General features: G+C 63.2%; 17 protein-coding genes. 7 read left to right on the forward strand and 10 right to left on the reverse strand.

The annotated features are described in order from the left end of the window. The first annotated feature begins 2 nt into the window (after nt 1–2). Both X738_RS57260 and X738_RS57265 read left to right on the forward strand, forming a co-directional pair. Nucleotides 3–2279 (forward strand): xanthine dehydrogenase family protein molybdopterin-binding subunit, encoded by a 2277-nt coding sequence (locus tag X738_RS57260; protein ID WP_023799103.1) that lies wholly within the window; start codon nt 3–5, stop codon nt 2277–2279. Continuing rightward, a complete protein-coding gene (locus tag X738_RS57265) occupies nt 2267–2512 on the forward strand; it encodes a MoaD/ThiS family protein (RefSeq protein WP_023799104.1) in 246 nt (81 codons plus the stop codon). The genes X738_RS57260 and X738_RS57265 overlap by 13 nt, the downstream gene beginning before the upstream one ends. Nucleotides 2513–2720: 208 nt before the next feature. Here the strand turns inward: X738_RS57265 and X738_RS57270 are convergent, their stop codons facing one another. The 4 genes from X738_RS57270 to X738_RS57285 form a co-directional block, all read right to left on the reverse strand. Continuing rightward, on the reverse strand, nt 2721–4277 hold the full coding sequence (locus X738_RS57270) for a serine hydrolase (RefSeq protein ID WP_023799105.1): 1557 nt from the start codon (nt 4275–4277) through the stop codon (nt 2721–2723). A gap of 126 nt (nt 4278–4403) precedes the next feature. Then, nucleotides 4404–4586 (reverse strand): hypothetical protein, encoded by a 183-nt coding sequence (locus X738_RS57275; protein ID WP_023799106.1) that lies wholly within the window; start codon nt 4584–4586, stop codon nt 4404–4406. Between the two features lie 338 nt (nt 4587–4924). Next, nucleotides 4925–5566, reverse strand: coding sequence for a peroxiredoxin-like family protein (locus X738_RS57280; protein ID WP_023799107.1), 642 nt, complete (start codon nt 5564–5566; stop codon nt 4925–4927). A gap of 514 nt (nt 5567–6080) precedes the next feature. Then, the gene (locus X738_RS57285; RefSeq protein WP_023799108.1) at nt 6081–6971 is read right to left on the reverse strand and encodes a LysR family transcriptional regulator; all 891 of its coding nucleotides are present in this window, start codon (nt 6969–6971) and stop codon (nt 6081–6083) included. A 103-nt stretch (nt 6972–7074) separates the two neighbouring features. On the opposite strand from X738_RS57285, the gene X738_RS57290 reads away from it, so the two are divergent. Both X738_RS57290 and X738_RS57295 read left to right on the forward strand, forming a co-directional pair. Next, complete coding sequence (locus tag X738_RS57290) at nt 7075–7944, forward strand: SDR family oxidoreductase (RefSeq protein WP_023799109.1); 870 nt, start codon at nt 7075–7077, stop codon at nt 7942–7944. A gap of 39 nt (nt 7945–7983) precedes the next feature. After that, a complete protein-coding gene (locus tag X738_RS57295; protein ID WP_023799110.1) occupies nt 7984–8457 on the forward strand; it encodes an AtaL-like protein in 474 nt (157 codons plus the stop codon). A 101-nt stretch (nt 8458–8558) separates the two neighbouring features. On the opposite strand, the gene X738_RS57300 is transcribed toward X738_RS57295, so the two are convergent. From X738_RS57300 to X738_RS57325, 6 genes are all read right to left on the reverse strand, one after another. After that, nucleotides 8559–9317, reverse strand: coding sequence for an ABC transporter permease (locus X738_RS57300; protein ID WP_031254864.1), 759 nt, complete (start codon nt 9315–9317; stop codon nt 8559–8561). Beyond that, on the reverse strand, nt 9314–10090 hold the full coding sequence (locus X738_RS57305) for an ABC transporter ATP-binding protein (protein WP_031254866.1): 777 nt from the start codon (nt 10088–10090) through the stop codon (nt 9314–9316). Before X738_RS57305 ends, X738_RS57300 begins: the two co-directional genes overlap by 4 nt. Then, a complete protein-coding gene (locus X738_RS57310) occupies nt 10090–11136 on the reverse strand; it encodes an ABC transporter substrate-binding protein (RefSeq protein WP_023799113.1) in 1047 nt (348 codons plus the stop codon). The genes X738_RS57305 and X738_RS57310 overlap by 1 nt, the downstream gene beginning before the upstream one ends. 68 nt (nt 11137–11204) lie before the next feature. Continuing rightward, nucleotides 11205–11642: a VOC family protein gene (locus tag X738_RS57315; protein ID WP_023799114.1), complete on the reverse strand. Its 438-nt coding sequence runs from the start codon at nt 11640–11642 to the stop codon at nt 11205–11207. Nucleotides 11643–11644: 2 nt separating this feature from the next. Beyond that, nucleotides 11645–12373, reverse strand: a complete 729-nt coding sequence (locus X738_RS57320; RefSeq protein WP_023799115.1) for a FadR/GntR family transcriptional regulator — start codon at nt 12371–12373, stop codon at nt 11645–11647. A 10-nt stretch (nt 12374–12383) separates the two neighbouring features. Further along, nucleotides 12384–13835 carry an FAD-binding oxidoreductase gene (locus tag X738_RS57325; RefSeq protein WP_063830539.1) on the reverse strand — a complete coding sequence of 484 codons (1452 nt, stop codon included), beginning with the start codon at nt 13833–13835 and terminating at the stop codon, nt 12384–12386. A 193-nt stretch (nt 13836–14028) separates the two neighbouring features. On the opposite strand from X738_RS57325, the gene X738_RS57330 reads away from it, so the two are divergent. Genes X738_RS57330 through X738_RS57340 form a run of 3 tightly spaced genes read left to right on the forward strand, consistent with a single transcriptional unit; the run spans nt 14029 to nt 16944 of the window. Beyond that, a complete protein-coding gene (locus X738_RS57330) occupies nt 14029–14769 on the forward strand; it encodes an ATP-binding cassette domain-containing protein (protein ID WP_023799117.1) in 741 nt (246 codons plus the stop codon). 16 nt (nt 14770–14785) lie between these two features. Beyond that, nucleotides 14786–15886 (forward strand): ABC transporter permease, encoded by a 1101-nt coding sequence (locus X738_RS57335; RefSeq protein ID WP_031254870.1) that lies wholly within the window; start codon nt 14786–14788, stop codon nt 15884–15886. Nucleotides 15887–15939: 53 nt separating this feature from the next. Further along, entirely contained in the window at nt 15940–16944 is a 1005-nt protein-coding gene (locus X738_RS57340; RefSeq protein WP_023799119.1) for a sugar-binding protein, read from the forward strand. Nucleotides 16945–17003 lie beyond the last annotated feature (59 nt).

Below are 17003 nucleotides of genomic sequence, written 5' to 3' on the forward strand. Positions count from 1 at the left end.
CGATGAACTTCGATCCGCGCTATTCCGGACGCAATTTCGCCTCCGTCGGCACGCGTCCCATCCGCCCCGACGGCGTTGACAAGGTAACGGGCCGCGCGCGCTATGGCGCGGATTTCAACATGGCCGGCCAGTTGGTCGGGCGTGTCCTGAGAAGCCCGCACGCGCACGCCACGATCAGGAAGATCGACACCTCGAAGGCGGAGAAGCTCAACGGCGTGAAGGCGGTGATCACCGCGGCCGACCTGCCCGACCTCACCGACGGCGATGCCGCCATGTACGACATCCTCGACAACTGCATGGCGCGCAAGAAGGCGCTCTATGACGGCCATGCGGTGGCCGCGGTCGCCGCGGTCGACGCCCGCACGGCAAGGCAGGCGCTGAAGCTGATCGAGGTCGACTATGAAGTGCTGCCGCACGTGACCGATGTCGACGAGGCGATGAAGCACTCGGCGCCCGTGCTCGACGACACCATCTTCACCGAGGGCCTTGAGCAAAAGCCCGTCAAGCCGTCCAACGTCACCAAACGCAGCCAGTACGGCCATGGCGACATCCATGAGGGATTTGGCCAGGCCGATTACGTCGTCGAACGCTCCTTCAAGACCGAGCAGACGCACCAGGGCTATATCGAGCCGCATGCCTGCGTGGCGAGCGTCAGTCCCGACGGCACCGCCGACCTCTGGGTCTGCACGCAAGGCCATTTCGTCTACCGCCAGCACTGCGCTCAGCTGCTTGGCATGGAAGCCTCCAAGCTGCGCGTCACCTCGTCGGAAATCGGCGGCGGTTTCGGCGGCAAGACCCACGTCTGGGCCGAGCCGGTGGCGCTGGCGCTCTCGCGCAAGGCCGGCCGGCCGGTCAAGCTGGTGATGACGCGCGACGAGGTGTTCCGCGCCTCCGGGCCGACCAGTGCCACCTCGATCGACGTCAGGATCGGCGCCCGCAAGGACGGCACGATCACCGCGGCCGAGGCGACGCTGCGCTATTCCTGCGGCCCCTATGCCGGCATGTGGGCCGAGCTCGGCGCCATGACCGCGTTCGCCTGCTACAATCTCGCTAACGTCAGGACGGTCGGCTACGAAGTGCTGGTCAACCGGCCAAAGACGGCGGCCTATCGCGCGCCATCGGCGCCGATGGCGGCGTTTGCAGTGGAAAGTGCCGTCGACGAGCTGGCCAAGGAGATCGGCATGGATCCGGTCGAGTTCCGGATCAGGAACGCCGCCCAGGAAGGCACCCGATCGTCCTACGGCCCGGTTTACGGCCCGATCGGCATCGGCCCGACGCTGGAGGCGGCGAAGAACCATCCGCACATGCAGGCGCCGCTGGGCAAGAACCAGGGCCGCGGCATGGCTTGCGGCTTCTGGTTCAACTTCGGCGGCCAGACCTGCACCGACCTCAACATCGGCATGGACGGCTCGGTCTCGCTTGCCGTCGGCACGGTCGATGTGGGTGGTTCCCGCGCGTCGCTGTCGCTGGTGGCGGCGGAGGAACTCGGCATCGCCTATGAGCAGATCAAGGCGGTGGTCGCCGACACCTCCAGCCTCGGCTACAACGACATGACGGACGGCAGCCGCGGTACCTTCTCCTCCTCGATGGCGACGATCTCGGCCGCCCGCAACGCCATCAAGATCCTGCGGGAACGCGCCGCGCAGATGTGGGATGTTCCCGTCGACGACGTGCTCTGGGAAAACGGCCACGCCATCGCCAAAGGCGAGAAGTACGGCAACCTTGCGGCGCTGTCTCTGAAGGAGATCGCGGCCGGGTCAGGAAAGACCGGCGGGCCGATCGCCGGCCACAGCGAGCTCGTCGCCGATGGCGCCGGCGTCTCCTTCGCCACCCATATCTGCGATATCGAGGTCGATCCGGAGACCGGCGCCACGAGGGTGCTGCGCTACACGGTCGTGCAGGATGCCGGCAAGGCGGTGCACCCGACCTATGTCGAGGGGCAGTACCAGGGGGGTGCCGCGCAAGGCATCGGCTGGGCGCTCAACGAAGAGTACGTCTACGGCAAGGACGGGCGGCTGCAGAACCCCGGCTTTCTCGACTACCGCATCCCGGTCTGCTCCGACCTGCCGATGATCGACACGCAGATCCTCGAGATCCCCAATCCCAACCACCCTTACGGGGTGCGGGGCGTCGGCGAAACCTCGATCGTGCCGCCGCTGGCGGCGATCGCCAATGCGGTGTCGAACGCCGCGGGCGTGCGGATGACGCATATCCCGATGTCGCCGCCGCGGATTCTCGCGGCGATCGAGGCGGAACGGGGAGGCCGATGGTCGAAGTAACGCTCTGGGGATCCCTCGGCGCAATCGCCGGAGGCAAGAGCAAGGTCGAGATCGAGGCGAAGGATATTCGGGAGCTGTTCAGGAAGCTGGCTGAGCAGTATCCCGGCTTCGAGCCCTACATCGACCGCGGCATCGCAGTCGCCATAGACGGGGTTATCTATCGCGACACCTGGTCGAAGGAATTGCCGCAGGGCGCTGAGATATTCCTGCTGCCGAGACTGGCGGGAGGATAGTTGGCACCATCTTACCTCGGAGCGCTGCTGCGGTGCAGAACCTTTGATCGCGGAGGAACAGCGCGAGGGGGCGCGAAAGATCGCTACAGAGCGCTTTTATTCTGAGCCGCAGCATTCTTCGGCTTATGTAACGGAATGGATCCCAGGGTCTGCGCCGCGTCGCTTCGCTCCTTGCTCCGCCCCAGGATGACGAAGGCGCAGAGGAACTCTAATCTCCGACGCGCTGCAGCGTGCCGAGATTGTTATCGTTGAGAAACTCTATGGTCATGGCCGACGCCTTGCCGTCGGGGCCGATGTCAAAGCCTACGCCCGATGGCCTGTCCGGCGTCTCGGCGTCCGGGAAGGTCAGGAAGAGGTCGCCGTCGAAATCCTTCAACGAATATGACCGGGCGCCGGCCGGCCCGACCTTGAGCACAAGAGTGTCTCCCGCAGTCGACACGACCGCATCGCCGATGAAGTCGTTGGAGTAACGGCCTGCATAGGCGCTGGCTGGCCGGGCCGGACTTGCCGGAGACGGTGGCGCGGCATAGGTGGCCTTGGCCGCCGCGATTGCCGGGCCGAACAGACCCGCATAGGTATCGTCCCATGCCTTGATCCAATCCTTCTCGACCGTTCCGTCGAAGACGAGATCGGCGAAACTGTCGGACAGCCCCTCCGGCACCCCTGTCGAAAAGGCGTTGGCGACGATGACGATGCCAAGCTTCTCCTCAGGAAAAACTGTCACCAGGGTACGGGCGCCGACGCTGAAGGCGCCGGCATGGCCCCAGCTCAGGCCGTGCCGGCCGAATTCGACATTCCAGCCGAGGCCGTAGAAGGACGTGCCGCCCGAGACGGGGTTCCTGCCGCGCGCCATCAGCGGAACATGCGTCTGGTCCAGTGCATCTGCCTTAATGAGCGTCTCGCCGCCATAGACCCCGTTGCCGAGCACGAGGCGCACCCATTGCGAGAGATCGCGCGCCGTGGAGCTGACGCCGCCCGCGGGCGCCTGCGCATCCGGATCGCGCTTTACCTTCGCGGCCCAGACGCCGTCGATCTTGACGTGGAGCGCGGCGCGATTGGCCTGCTTGATGAAGTCCGCATGACGGGAGCTGGTCGAGGTCATTCCAAGCGGCCGGTAGAGCTTCTCCTCGGCGACCTCCTCCCACGATTTGCCTGTCGGCTTCGCGGCCGCGGTGGCACCCTCGGTCAGTCCGAAATTGCTGTAGGAGTAGCCGGCGCGAAAGCTCGACGATGGGGACACGAAGCGCAGACGACGCAGGATCTCCGCGCGATCGTAGCCAATGTCCTCAAGATCGTCTCCGGCGGTGCCGGGAAGCCCGCTGCGGTGCGAAAACAGGTCGCGGACCGTGAGTTCACTGGTCGGATAGGGCTCGGCGAGCCGGAAGGCGGGATCGAGATCGACGATTTTCGCATCCCAGGATACGATGCCCTCGCTGACCAGCGCCGCCACTATCGTTGCCGAGACTGGCTTGGAGAGGGAGGCGATCTGGAACACCGTGTCGGCGTCGACGGTCTCCGGCTTGCCGGCCTCGCGACGCCCGAACCCTCTGAGAAAGACCACCCTGTCGTCATGCACGACGCCGATGGCGAGACCAGGTACGGCACCGTCCGCGACGACACCTTCGGCGAGCAGTTCGAGCTTCGACAGGGCGGCAGTGATCCGGTCGGGCGTAAGGCTGTCGGCCGACGCCGCCTGCGGCGAAAGCACCATGACGGCGATGAAGGCCAACGTCCCCCAACGGCGGAAATTCCGACCCAACCCCACGCTCGAGCTCCTCCCCTGCAAGCACTGTCATACTACAGGCCGACGCAGGGAAGGCCAGCCCTCGCCTGCGCGATACAGCAAAGTCCGCTGCGCGACGCCAAGCGGCCATCCCCGGTAGCCAACCGGTCAAAAATATCGAACGGACCATCGCTCGGCGGCGACGACAGTCATGAAGAACCCGAACGACAACAGCGATGAGAGCACGATAGCGACGTCGAGCCGGTCGGACCAATAGTTGAAGGTCGCGTCGACGATCGTCGCCAAGACCTTGTCGGACCGGATCCATTCGCCAACGATCGCGCCGATCACCGCGGTCGCATCGCGGCGGTAAGCGCCGGAGGCGGCGCCTAGTGGTGAAAGCCTGACGCTTGCTACCCGACGCGTAGGGCAGCTCAGGGTGGAAACTTGCCGTATGCGCGCCTGTCGGAACGACGTGATTGCGGCAAGGAGCGGACGTCGCCCCGCCTATGCGGCTTGCTCACTCTAGCGTCGGGGCGGTCCGCAGACCGTTGAATCGAAATCGCTACGAAGCCCACGGGCAGACCTTAGCCTCCTGCGCTGAGCATTTCGATGATTGTTAAATCCAAAGAATCACCACAGGACGGTGGCCGTCGAGCGAGTTTTCAGCAGCCCATTTCCGCAGCCTATTAATGTGCAACTTGGGAAGCTGCCGACATCAATTCCTCGGGATTCAGCGCTCTGAAGGTGTTGAGGCCATCCTCCAGAACTTCAGTGAAGTTCCAGCGTACGATGCCCGCCCGGTCGATTAGGAACTGACCGACAAGCTGCGCCTGGCTGGAAGCCATCGCCTGCTGATCGACTTCCGTAATCTCATATCCTTCCTTCTTGTTAAGAAATTCATTCATTGCCATGACGTTCATAGGCTCGGGCAACTCACCCGGGAGATGGAACGGTATCGCCATGACCGTGTCCATCCCGACCTCGCGCAAGCCGAAAGCACGGTGCGAGGCTCGCTCCGGGTCGGATGCGGCGAGAAGATCGGGTGCCGGGTGGTAACGGAAATAGAGCCGCGCCCGCTCGACCGGCGTATTGACCACAGCCAGGCATTCGACGCCTTTCTCACGCAGGGCCGGCTTGAGTTGCGCCATCGCCGCGACATGGCGCCGGCAGAACGGACAGTGCAGGCCTCGGAACAAACCGATCAACAACGGGCTAAGGCCTCGAAAATCATCGAGCGCGATCTTGCCTTCGCGTGAGATCGCATTGAGCACAACATTCGGTGCCCGGTCGCCCGGCTGCAGCGGGCGGTCAACACTACTCGTGGACATGGACAACCTCCTCGCCCCGGGGTCAGTCAGGGAAAGCAGCACACCCAGCGTTTCGGAGGCGATCAAGTGCTGGGGCGAAAGCTTCCTGTGCCAAGGCAATAGCTTTCGACCTCTGCCATATTGCCGAGGTCGAGATTACGCGCGCTGCAAGCCCATCATAACACGAAAAAGCATCTGCGGGTGCCGCCAAATGTGGTGAATTACCTTACGCGAGCGCACTCCCGAATGCTCTTGCGCTGAAGGTCAGGTTCCCGACCTCGATTTGGAGGTTCAAGTCTGCAACGCCCAAGGTCGTCAACGGGTCGGTTCTTGCCGTCCACCGGCACCAAGCGTCAGACTTTCACCACTAGGTTCTGTTGACAAAGTGCATCGGAAGACAGGCCATAGTTCCAGCACATTTTGCTAAGCAGGCTGGCATGGGACGTGAGTTCATCCATGACGCTGGCAAAGCGCTTCTCAGTTTTCGTTTTTTTTGTTGCATAGGACTTTCTACGCCCGAACGCGGGTTCGGTCATCACCTGCCAATATAGGCGGCTAGTTCGTCCGGCGTCCCATTTGGGAAGGCCTGTTTTAGAAAATTCAAGAACGCCGACACTCGCGCGCTGAGTAGCCGCCGAGATGGGTAGAGCGCCCATAGAGCGATCTCGGGGCCGTCGATATCCCCCCATAGTACCAGCGTGCCGTCAGCCAAGTCGTGGGCCACCAACGAAATGGGAAGACGTGCTGCACCGACGCCGGCTCGCACCGCATCCCGGACCATGACGAGCATCGACAAAGCGAGGACAGGCTCGATTGCAATTGTTGACCGGCCACCTTGTGTCTTCACGTGCCATGTTTGCCGATCGCCCGCCCAGCGCGCGACGCCAGGAGCGGCGAGTCCACCACTCGCGCGAGGAAGGTCAGGGCTCGCCACTACGACCAGGCGGTCGCGGAGAAACGCCCGTCCAACCAGGCTTTCGTCGGGATCTGGATTGACTCGGATTACCAGATCGTAGCCTTCCTCGATCATGTCAACAGGCCGATCCTCAGTCGTAACCTCCAGCCTCACCTCCGGATATTTAAGGGCAAACCCCGCAGCAATCCTCCCCATTGCGGTCTGAGAAAAAAGCAAAGGTGCGCTAATCCGTAATCTGCCCTTGAGTCTCTGACCGCCCGAGGCAATCGCCGAAGCCGTCTCGTCCAGTTCGGCAAGCAGCGCCCCTGTCCGCTCGAAGAGCGCCCGTCCTTCTTCAGTGAGCTTCAGGCTACGCGCACCCCGTTCAAACAGGCGCAGATCAAGGCTGCTTTCCAATTCTCCAACGCGCCGGGACAGGGTCGCCTTAGGCCGGCCGGTGGCCCTTGCCGCTTTGCCGAAACCACCGTGGCGGGCAACGAGATTAAAATCGGCGAGGGCAAGAAGATCCATGTGTGTTCCACCAGCGAGACGGTGCGTCTAAAATTTCCGCCTGTTGGACGCTCAGTGAGCCACACATATTGGCCGTGTCAAGCAACCCAACAGGAGAAATTTCATGACCATTCTCGTTACCGGGGCCACAGGCAATATTGGCCGCCAAGTCGTCGAACACCTCGTCAAGCGCGGCGCTGATGTACGTGCTCTCGTCCGCGATCAGTCGAAAGCCAACTTCCCGGCAGGCGTATCCGTCGTGCAAGGCGACTTTCTCGATGTCGATTCGCTGCGCAAAGCCATGTCTGGAGTTTCCACTCTGTTCCTTTTGAACGCCGTAGTTCCGGACGAATTCACCCAAGCTTTGGTCGCGCTGAACGTCGCCCGATCGGCCGGTATCGAGCGGATCGTATATCTGTCGGTGATCCACGCTGACGGCTACGTGAACGTGCCCCATTTCGCTGGCAAGTTCGGCGTCGAGCGAATGATCGAGCAGATGGACTTCAAGGCTACGATCTTGCGCCCAGCTTACTTCATCCAGAACGATCTGATGATCAAAGACGTCATCACCGGCTATGGCACCTACACAATGCCGATCGGCGACAAGGGTCTCGCCATGATCGACGTCCGTGATATCGCCGAGATCGCCGCCCTTGAGCTGCTGCGCCGTGAACAGGCCGCAGAGCCGCTTGCGATCGACTGGATCAACCTCGTCGGTCCAGAGACACTGACTGGGGCGGATATCGCCGCCATCTGGTCAGACGTGCTCGCCCGCCCGATCAACTACGGCGGCGACAATACCGAGGATTTTGAGCAAAATCTCAAGCAGTTCGTGCCCGCCTGGATGGCCTACGACATGCGTCTGATGGGCGAGCGCTTCTTCACCGACGGGATGCTGCCTGGGGCCGGCGACGTCGAGCGCCTGACTGCCCTGCTCGGACGTCCACTGCGCCCATATCGAGCCTTCGCCTCGGAAACCGCTGCCTCCGCCTGACGGAAGCGCAGCCCCTGTCTGATCACAAGGACTGTCATCATGATTTATTCAACTGCCACAGTTCCGGTGAACCCGGAAGGCGAAGTCGCATTGACGCGCGCTCAAGTGTGGAAGGGTCTCGAGCTGAAAGCACGCGACGCCCGCTTGTTCCTTGTCACGGGTCTCTGCACCCGTTGCGACGTTGTGGAGGAAAGCGCTACCCACTTCGTGCGTGAGGCCACGATCGGTGGCCACGACCTGCGCGAAATCGTCACACTCGAGCCGGAAAGCAAGGTCACCTTCTTCCAGGCATCCGGTCCGCGCGAGGGAGCGATTGTCAACGAACTGTTCGAAGATGGAGAAGGCGCACTGCAGCTTCGCTTCTACTGCTACATTGGCCTGCGCGGCAAAGAGCCAAACGGTCGCGAGGAGCAGGCCGAGCAGGCTCAGTTCGCCAGCGAAAACGGCTACAAGGCCGCCCTGCTGTCGACGCTGAAGCGGGCCCGCGAACTGCTCGCAGCGGGAAAGCTCTAATCACCGCCAGAAACACAAGCAACAGGGCGGCTCTCAAGGAGGCGCCCTGCCTTCGCGGGAACAAATGATGCTACGTCCGTCGCCGACGCGTTCAGCCGCCTCTAACGGTATCGAACCGACCACCGCTCAGTGGCAACGACGGTCATGAAGAACCCGATCGACAACAGCGATGAGAGCACGATGGCGGCGTAGAGCCGGTCGGACTGGTAGTTGAAGGTCGCCTGGATGATCAGCGCGCCGAGACCTTTGTCGGAGCCGATCCATTCGCCGACGATCGCGCCGATCACCGCGGTTGCCGAGGCGATCCGCAGCGAAGCGAAAAGCATTGGCAGCGCGCGCGGCAAGCGCAGGCGCCAGAATACTTCCCAGCGCGTCGCCGACAGCACGCGGAACAGCTCGTGCTCGCTGGGGCTCGCCGATTCCAGACCCCGGATCATGTTGATGAGCGTTGGGAAGAAACAGATCACCGCCGCGATCACGATCTTGGGCAGCATGCCGAGGCCGAAGATGAGGATGACGACCGGGGCCAGCGCCAGCACCGGGATCGTATTGAAGAACAGCACGACCGGAAAATAGGCCGCCTGCAGCGTACGGCTGTGAACGAAGACGACCGCCAGCAGCACTGCGGCGAGGTTGCCGAGCACGAAGCCGGAGAGCGCCTCGATGGCCGTCGGCCAGAGGTTCGACAGGAGAAGCGATCCGTTCCCGGCAAACACGCCCGCTATCGCGGTCGGCGTCGGAACGATGTAAGCGGGCACGCCGGCGAGCGGCAGCAGGAATTGCCATGCGAGAATAAGCGAGCCGGCGCCGAGGATCGGCAGCGCAGCCTGTGCGAATGGCGAAAGCGCGCCCTGGTTCACGACGCCGCTCCGAGGGCGGAGCGCATCCTGGCCATTGCCGCGACGATCGCCGGATCCTCGCGCGAGCATCTGTTGTCCGGCCCCTTCAGCGGACGAAGGTCGTGGTCGGCGACGATCCGTCCGGGATGGGCGGCAAGCACGATCACGCGCTGCCCGAGATAGACGGCTTCGGCAATGGAATGCGTGACGAACAGCACGGTCGTTCCGGTCCGCCGCCAAAGGTTCAGCAGTTCGTCGTTGAGGCGATCGCGGGTGATCTCGTCAAGCGCGCCAAACGGCTCGTCCATCAGAAGCAGGCGTGGCTCGCCAAGCAGCGCCCGGGCGATAGCCAGCCTTTGGCGTTGTCCGCCGGAAAGCTGATGCGGCAGGCGCTCACCAAGCGCCGACAGCCCGACGAGTTCGAGCAGCTCGTCGGCGCGGTCGTCTATCATGCGCGACAGGCTGCGGCGGCCCACCTGGATCGGCAGCCGCACATTCTCGCGCGCCGTGCGCCACGGCAAAAGGGTCGAGTCCTGGAAGACAAAACCCACACCGCGGCCGGAGCGCACCGCCGACGGCGTTTCGCCCATCACGCGTATCGTGCCCGCGAGCGGCGCCAGAAGATCGGCGACAACCCGCAGAAACGTCGACTTTCCGCACCCCGAAGGCCCGAGGATCGACAGGAATGTCCCGGCCTCGACTGTCAGTTCGAGACCGGAGATCACCGTCACGGGCGAGCGCCGGCCGGGATAGCCGACGTCGAGCCCGGAAGTTTCGATGGCCGGCGCGGCCATCAAGAGGCGGGCGCGCCGAGCTTCGGCCGATCAGCCGCACTGAGTTCGAGCACCTTCGTCGTATAGACGTCCTCGGCCTTCGGCCTGCCGTTTGGATACTGGCCAATCTGGTCAAGCAGCGCGATCTGGCTCTCGATCGAGGCAGGATCGAAGGTGCCCCATCCATCCTTTTTCGTGTTGTCGTCGAACGACAGTTTCAGCACCAGGGAAATCGTCTTCTTTTCCCAGCCTGCGTCGATCTCGGGATAGGCCGCGACGAGCTTGTCGACCGCCTGCTCGGGATTGGCGTGGACCCAGCCCCACCCCTTGGCGACCGCGCCGATGAATTTCGCCAGGGTCGCGGAATCGGATTCGATGGCGCTGTCGGTCGCGAAGTAGACGTTGGCATAGGACGCCAGGCCGAGCTCCGACAACAGCAGATCGATGCGATCGTCACCGACGACGCTGAGCGCCTGCGTGTTGGTGATCCAGCCGCCGATCGCATCGACGTCGCCACGAACCAACGGCGCCTTGTCGAACCCGACATTGACGATGGTGACCTCGGAAGGGTCGATCTTGTTCTTCGCGAGCATCGCGTCGATGGCGAAGCGCGCGGTCGGCTGCGTGCCGATCCGCATCCCCTTCAGATCCGCCACCGACCGGATCGGCTTCTCCGGTTTCGACGTCAGCGCATAGGGTCCGGTGCGATAGCCGCAGGCGATTATCCTCACCGGAACGCCGCTCGCCCGCGCGGCATAGAGTTGAGGCGATTCCGAGAATTGGCCGAGCTGGGCGGCACCGGACACCACCGGCGGCACGGTGGCGGCGTTCGGCCCGCCGGGGCTGAACTCCACTTCAAGCCCGGCTTCGCTGAAGTAGCCATTGGCGACGGCTGCGACGTCGCCGATCTGGCCGTTCGACATCAGCCAGTCATACTGGACCACGAGCTTGGCGGCTGCCGAGGCGCTGGCGCCAAACAGCTGAAGTCCCGGCCCGAAAGCCGCCAGGCCGGCGGCGCCGGCCTTCAGGATCGATCTGCGATTCCACTGCGATGCGTTCCCACTCATCTTCTTGCTCCTTTGTTGGACTGCTTGCATGCGGCGCGGCCCTTTCTTGCGAGGCCGTCGCGATCCAATCACACTTGCGTGTCGTGATAGTCGCCCGGTCCCGCGCCGGTCCAGGCATAGAGTTCCCACAGCGTCCCGTCCGGATCGTGGAAGTAGGCGCAGCGCGCGTTCCAGACATAGTCGCCGGGCGGCCCGACGAACGGCACGCCCTTGTCCGACAGTTCGGCGTAGAGCCGGTCGACCTCGCCGGCGCTTTCGAGTTCCATGGCGACGCACGCCTTGTGCGCCTGCTTCGGTGAGCGGACATTCGAGACGCCGCAGTGGCGATTGATGTGGTCCAACTGCCATGCGGCGAGCGTCACGCGCTCGGAATGAAAATCGACAAAGCCCTCGGCGCGGCGTCTGATCCGGTAGCCAAGCTTCTGCGTGTAGAAGTCGATGGTGCGGTCGATATCCTCTACAAGCAGGCAGATATCGGTGATTGCCTTGGTCTGTCCGAGCGACATGGTCATTTGCCTCGATTGATCGCGGTGAGCTCGACGCCTACGCGCGATGCGGCGCCTTCGATGTGCCGGCGCATCGCCTCGCCGGCAGCTTGTGGATCACGCGCGGCGAGCGCGTCGTAAATCTGCACGTGTTCGGCGACGTTGACCTCGACCAGGTCGTGGAGCGGATTGGTGAGGCGGGCATAGTGGATCGACTGGCGGATCTGCTCGCAGACGAAGGAAATGAAGGTGTAGATGTAACTATTGCCGGTCGCCCGGGCGATCGCCCGATGGAAAAGCAGATCGGCCTCGATGCTGCCATCCTCCCAGCGCTCCTCGCCGCCCATGCGGTCCAGCGCAGCCTTGATTGCGTCAAGATCATCGGATGTACAGCGCGCCGCGGCCAGCGTGGCGGACTCGGTCTCCAGGATGCTGCGCAGCTCGAAGAGCTGCTCCATGTTGCGCTGGTCTTTCAGCGCCTCACGGTCGATCCGGATGGCGGTCCGCTGTTCCGGCGCCATGACGAATGCGCCTACGCCCTGACGCGCCTCGATCATGCCATCGGCGCGAAGCTGCGCGATCGCTTCCCTGACAACATTGCGGCTGACGCCGAACTTGTCGGCGAGCTGGCTTTCGGTGGGGAGCCGGGCTCCCGGGATGATGTCGCCGCCCTCGATCTCGCGGCTCAGATGCGAGGCGACGCGATGCGGAAGCGCCTCCACGCTGCCTATGATGGACGAACGCTGCTTCATGCGGCTTCCCCTACAAATCGCCCCGATCAGGCATGAGACATCCGGGATTGAACAGGCCTGCCGGATCGAAGGCTGCCTTGATCGCGGTATGTAGCTGCCGCTCGCGCTTCGACAGGCCGGCCCAGAACACATGGCTGCGGCTGCGACCGACGCCATGCTCGGCGCTGAACGAGCCGCCGAGCGCTCCGACCAGTTCATAAAGTCGGGTCAAGACCGCCTGGCCCACGGTCCTCGCTTCGCCGGGCTCGCAATCGATGGGAGGCAGCACGTTGAAATGGATGTTCCCATCGCCCGCGTGACCATAGGTCAGGGATGTCCAGCCTGGCCACTCGCGCACGATACACGCGCGTGCTTGCTCAATCAGCTTCGGCACCTGGCTGAGGCGAACCGAGAGGTCGGTGCGGACATGAAAGCCACGCCGCGCCTGACCCTCAACCAGGCCCTCCCGGATGGCCCAGAATGCGGCGGCCTGCGAGCGGCTTTGCGCGACGACGCCGTCCCTGATCAGGTCGGTCTCGAGGGCGCGCGCCAGCATCGTTTCAAGAAGTCCGCCGGCATCTATCCCTGGCCCGCAGGCGAGTTCGACGATCGCATGAACCGGACACGGTTGCGTCAACGGCGAACGCAGCTTCGGATCGATGAGATGGGCCAGCGGCAGGCACTCCTCGCCGATGACCTCAAACGCGCTGAGAAGGTCAGAGCAGAGATGCCTTGCCGTCCGGAACAGCTCGCACGCCTGGCGGAAGCTGCCCAGGCCGACATAGGCGGTCTCGACCTGCGTCGGCCGGGGCGAGAGCCTTACCTCGACGCCGGTGACGACTCCCAGCGTCCCTTCCGAGCCGATCATCAATTGCTTCAGGCTGTAGCCGCGATTGTCCTTGCGCAGCCCGTTCATGCCGCTCCACAGTGTCCCGTCCGGCAGGACCGTCTCAAGCCCGAGCACCAGATCACGCGTCATGCCGTAGCGCAGCACATTGATGCCGCCGGCATTGGTCGCGACATTGCCGCCGATCGTGCACGATCCCTGCGCGCCAAGCGCGAGCGGGAAGGTCATCTCGGATGCTTCAGCGGCGTCCTTGACGTCCTGCAGCACGGCCCCGGCATCCGCTTGCAGCGTGAAGTCGAGCGGGTCGACGCGGCGTATCCGATTGAGACGCTCAAGCGACAGCACTGCGTAGTCCGAATTGTCTGGAATGGCGCCACCGGCAAGTCCGGTATTGCCACCCTGCACGACGATGGCGATACCGCTCTGCGAGCACCATCTCACAAACGCCTGGACGTCTTCCACCGATCCTGGACGCACGATGAAGCGGGAACTTCCGCGCCTGTCGCGGCCCCAATCGATGAGGTAGCGCTCCGCCTGGGGCGACTGGCCGTCTATCAGCGCATCACCCGCCAACTGCGCAGGCAGCTCAGCAATTGCGCCGGAAGCTTCGCGTTGAGAGGGGCGATCCGTGATCATTGGGTCAGATCATACGGTCATCCTACAACTTCGCAAGTCCTATTCTTCTCGATGCTCCAGGGGCCACCTGCCCCCCTCCAACAACGGATGCCGGTCTCCTTCGAATAAGGATTGTGTCGAATACATTTCGCTGATTAGCTATCTTGCATAAGTCCGGGACAAGATTGGCAAATGTTGTCCGGGGAGGACCGCGATGCCGGTGCTTGAGGTTCGCCACGTTTCGAAGAATTTCGGGGCCATCCAGGCCCTGAGCGACGTCAGCTTCCAGGTGGAGCGAGGCGAAGTCGTGGGTCTGATGGGGGACAACGGCGCCGGCAAGTCCACCGTGGTCAAGACCGTGGCTGGCAACTTCCCGCCGAGCGACGGCGAAATTGTCGTGGACGGCGAGGTTTGCCATTTCCATAAACCTGTCCAGGCCCGCGCCAAGGGGATCGAAGTCGTCTATCAGGACCTGGCGCTCGCCGACAATCTGACGGCGGCGCAGAACGTCTTCCTGGGCCGCGAGATCAAGAAAGGTTTCTGGCCGATCAGAGTGCTTGACAAGCAGGCGATGATCGACCGCTCGGCAGCGCTGTTCAGGGAACTCAAATCGGAAACCAGGCCGCGCGATCTGGTCAAGAAGATGTCCGGCGGGCAGCGCCAGGCGGTAGCCATTGCGCGAACCCGGCTTTCAAACGCCAAGCTGGTGTTGATGGACGAGCCGACCGCTGCCATCTCGGTGCGCCAGGTGGCGGAAGTGCTCGAATTGATCCGGCGCCTGAAAGCGCAGGGCGTCGGCGTCATGCTGATCAGCCACCGCATGCCTGACGTTTTTGCCGTCGCAGATCGCATCATCGTGCTCAGGCGAGGTTCCAAGGTTGCCGACAAGGACACCGGCAACACATCACCCGAGGAAATCACAGGACTGATAACGGGGGCCATCCGTGGCGAATAGTGTTCAGGAGCCGGTTATGGTTCAGGAGTCAGCCGAGAAAGCCGGCCAGCCGGCCATGTCGGACTTTGTCGCGACCAAGGAACAGACAGCGTTCCAACGCGTGATCTCAAGTCAGCCCTTCTGGGTGACGATCGCCCTGATCGCACTGGTCATCTTGATGACGGCGATGGAGCCGAGCTTCGGCACCTCCGAAAACGTCGCCAATGTGACGCGCAATCTTGCGCCTTTCGGCATCATGGCGCTCGGCATGACGGTCGTCATCATCACCGGTGGCATCGATCTGTCGGTCGGCTCGATCATGGGCCTCGTGGTCATCGTCGCCGGCCTGTTCCTCACCTGGCATTATCCCTGGTATGTCGCCTTCGCCATGGGCCTCTTTTCCGGCTTGGCCTGCGGCGCGGTCAACGGATTTTTTGTCGCCTATGTCGGGATGCCGTCCTTTGTCGTCACGCTCGGCATGCTGTCCGTCGCGCGCTCGCTGGCGGTGGTGTTCTCGGCCAACCAGATGCTCTATCAGTTCGGCCCCGATGCTCCGATCGTGAAGGCGATCGGCCAGGCGAAATGGCCGCGGCATGGACCCGAGGACTGGGCGCCGCACTGGATACCGGAACTGTCGTCGCAGTTCTGGACCATGGTGATCCTGGCGCTGATTGTCGGCTTCGTGTTCAATTTCACTGCCTGGGCCCGGCATCTGTTCGCCATCGGCGGCAATGAGGAGGCGGCGCGGCTCACCGGCGTTCCGGTCGACTGGATTAAGTTCCAGGCCTACCTTTTCTCGGCCTTCACCGCCTCGATCGCCTCGCTCCTGCTGCTCGGCTACAACGGCTCGGCCATCAATGCGATGGGCCAAGGCTATGAGCTGCGCGTCATTGCGGCGACAGTGATTGGCGGCGCCAACCTGATGGGCGGCGCCGGCACGGCCTTCGGTGCGGTCATCGGCTCGGCGTTCCTCGAAGTGATCAGGAATGCGCTGCTGATGGCCGGCATCGATTCAAACTGGCAGGGTGCCTTCGTCGGCGCCTTCATCGTTCTTGCGGTTCTTTTGGGCATGCAAACCGGCGGCAAGTCGATCCTCGCCGCGTCGCTGGCAGTCCTGATGCCCAAAAAGCACCGCTAGAAACCCGCCGGCGGGAGACCTGCGGGACGTCACACCAAGGAGGAGAACTTCACATGAAGAAACATCTGCTGACGGCGGCTGTCGCGCTTGGCGCCATGGTGCTTGCCGTTTCCGGTGCCGAGGCGAAATACACCTTCGCCCTGGTGCCGAAGAACATGAACAATCCTTTCTTCGACCAGGCACGCGACGGCTGCAAGAAAGCCGAAGCCGAATCGAATGGTGCCCTGGAGTGCATGTATATCGGCCCCGGCGAGCATGGCGGCGGCGACGAGCAGGTACAGATCGTGCAGGATCTCGTGGCCAAGAGGGTGGACGGCATCGCCGTATCGCCATCGAACGCTGCGGCGATGGCGGTTGCGCTGCAGGCCGCCAAGGACGCGGGCATTCCGGTCCTCACCTGGGACTCCGATCTGCTGCCCGAGAACAAGGACCTGCGCGTCGCCTATATCGGCACGCACAATTATGAGATCGGCACGAACCTCGCCAAGCTCGCCATGCAGATCAAGCCCAAGGGCGGCACGATCTGTATCCAGTCGGGCGGCGCGGCGGCGGCCAACCACAATGAGCGCATGCAGGGCATTCGCGACACGCTTTCGGGGACCAAATCGGCGGCCTCACCCGGCGACCGCCTGACCGGACAGAACGGCTGGACCGAAATCGAGGGCTGCCCACTCTACACCGACGACGACTTCCCGCGCTCGGTGCAGCAGTTCGAGGACATCATGGCGAAAAACCCGAACCTCGATGCGTTCATCCCAACCGGCGGCTTCCCGCAGTTCATCCCCGATGCCAACCGCGCCGCGGTCGCGCCGTACAAGGAAAAGATAGCCTCGAAGGCCCTGGCCTTGGTCGTCGCCGATACGCTTCCGGTGCAGATCGACCAGATGAACGAAGGTTTCTCGCTTGGCCAGGTCGGCCAGCGGCCTTTCGAAATGGGCTACAAGACGATGATGGCGCTGAAGGACATGAAGGACGGCAAGGCTCCGCCGGCCGACCCGACCTACACCGGCCTTGACATTTGCACCCCGGAGACAGCGGATACCTGCATCGCCAAATAGTGCTCCAAATAGCGTTAATTGGGCGGGAGCAAACTCCCGCCCTTTTCATAGCCCGCCCT

This window comes from Mesorhizobium sp. L48C026A00, assembly GCF_000502375.1.
Taxonomy (GTDB): Bacteria; Pseudomonadota; Alphaproteobacteria; order Rhizobiales; family Rhizobiaceae; genus Mesorhizobium; species Mesorhizobium muleiense.

Bases quoted from the DNA above. Each gene is read 5' to 3' on its own strand.
- X738_RS57340 (WP_023799119.1), top strand. From the start codon at position 15,940: ATGAAGAAACATCTGCTGACGGCGGCTGTCGCGCTTGGCGCCATGGTG.
- X738_RS57290 (WP_023799109.1), top strand. From the start codon at position 7,075: ATGACCATTCTCGTTACCGGGGCCACAGGCAATATTGGCCGCCAAGTC.
- X738_RS57330 (WP_023799117.1), top strand. From the start codon at position 14,029: ATGCCGGTGCTTGAGGTTCGCCACGTTTCGAAGAATTTCGGGGCCATC.
- X738_RS57295 (WP_023799110.1), top strand. From the start codon at position 7,984: ATGATTTATTCAACTGCCACAGTTCCGGTGAACCCGGAAGGCGAAGTC.
- X738_RS57285 (WP_023799108.1), bottom strand. From the start codon at position 6,971: ATGGATCTTCTTGCCCTCGCCGATTTTAATCTCGTTGCCCGCCACGGT.
- X738_RS57305 (WP_031254866.1), bottom strand. From the start codon at position 10,090: ATGGCCGCGCCGGCCATCGAAACTTCCGGGCTCGACGTCGGCTATCCC.
- X738_RS57325 (WP_063830539.1), bottom strand. From the start codon at position 13,835: ATGATCACGGATCGCCCCTCTCAACGCGAAGCTTCCGGCGCAATTGCT.
- X738_RS57265 (WP_023799104.1), top strand. From the start codon at position 2,267: ATGGTCGAAGTAACGCTCTGGGGATCCCTCGGCGCAATCGCCGGAGGC.
- X738_RS57320 (WP_023799115.1), bottom strand. From the start codon at position 12,373: ATGAAGCAGCGTTCGTCCATCATAGGCAGCGTGGAGGCGCTTCCGCAT.
- X738_RS57315 (WP_023799114.1), bottom strand. From the start codon at position 11,642: ATGTCGCTCGGACAGACCAAGGCAATCACCGATATCTGCCTGCTTGTA.
- X738_RS57260 (WP_023799103.1), top strand. From the start codon at position 3: ATGAACTTCGATCCGCGCTATTCCGGACGCAATTTCGCCTCCGTCGGC.
- X738_RS57280 (WP_023799107.1), bottom strand. From the start codon at position 5,566: ATGTCCACGAGTAGTGTTGACCGCCCGCTGCAGCCGGGCGACCGGGCA.
- X738_RS57310 (WP_023799113.1), bottom strand. From the start codon at position 11,136: ATGAGTGGGAACGCATCGCAGTGGAATCGCAGATCGATCCTGAAGGCC.
- X738_RS57335 (WP_031254870.1), top strand. From the start codon at position 14,786: ATGGTTCAGGAGTCAGCCGAGAAAGCCGGCCAGCCGGCCATGTCGGAC.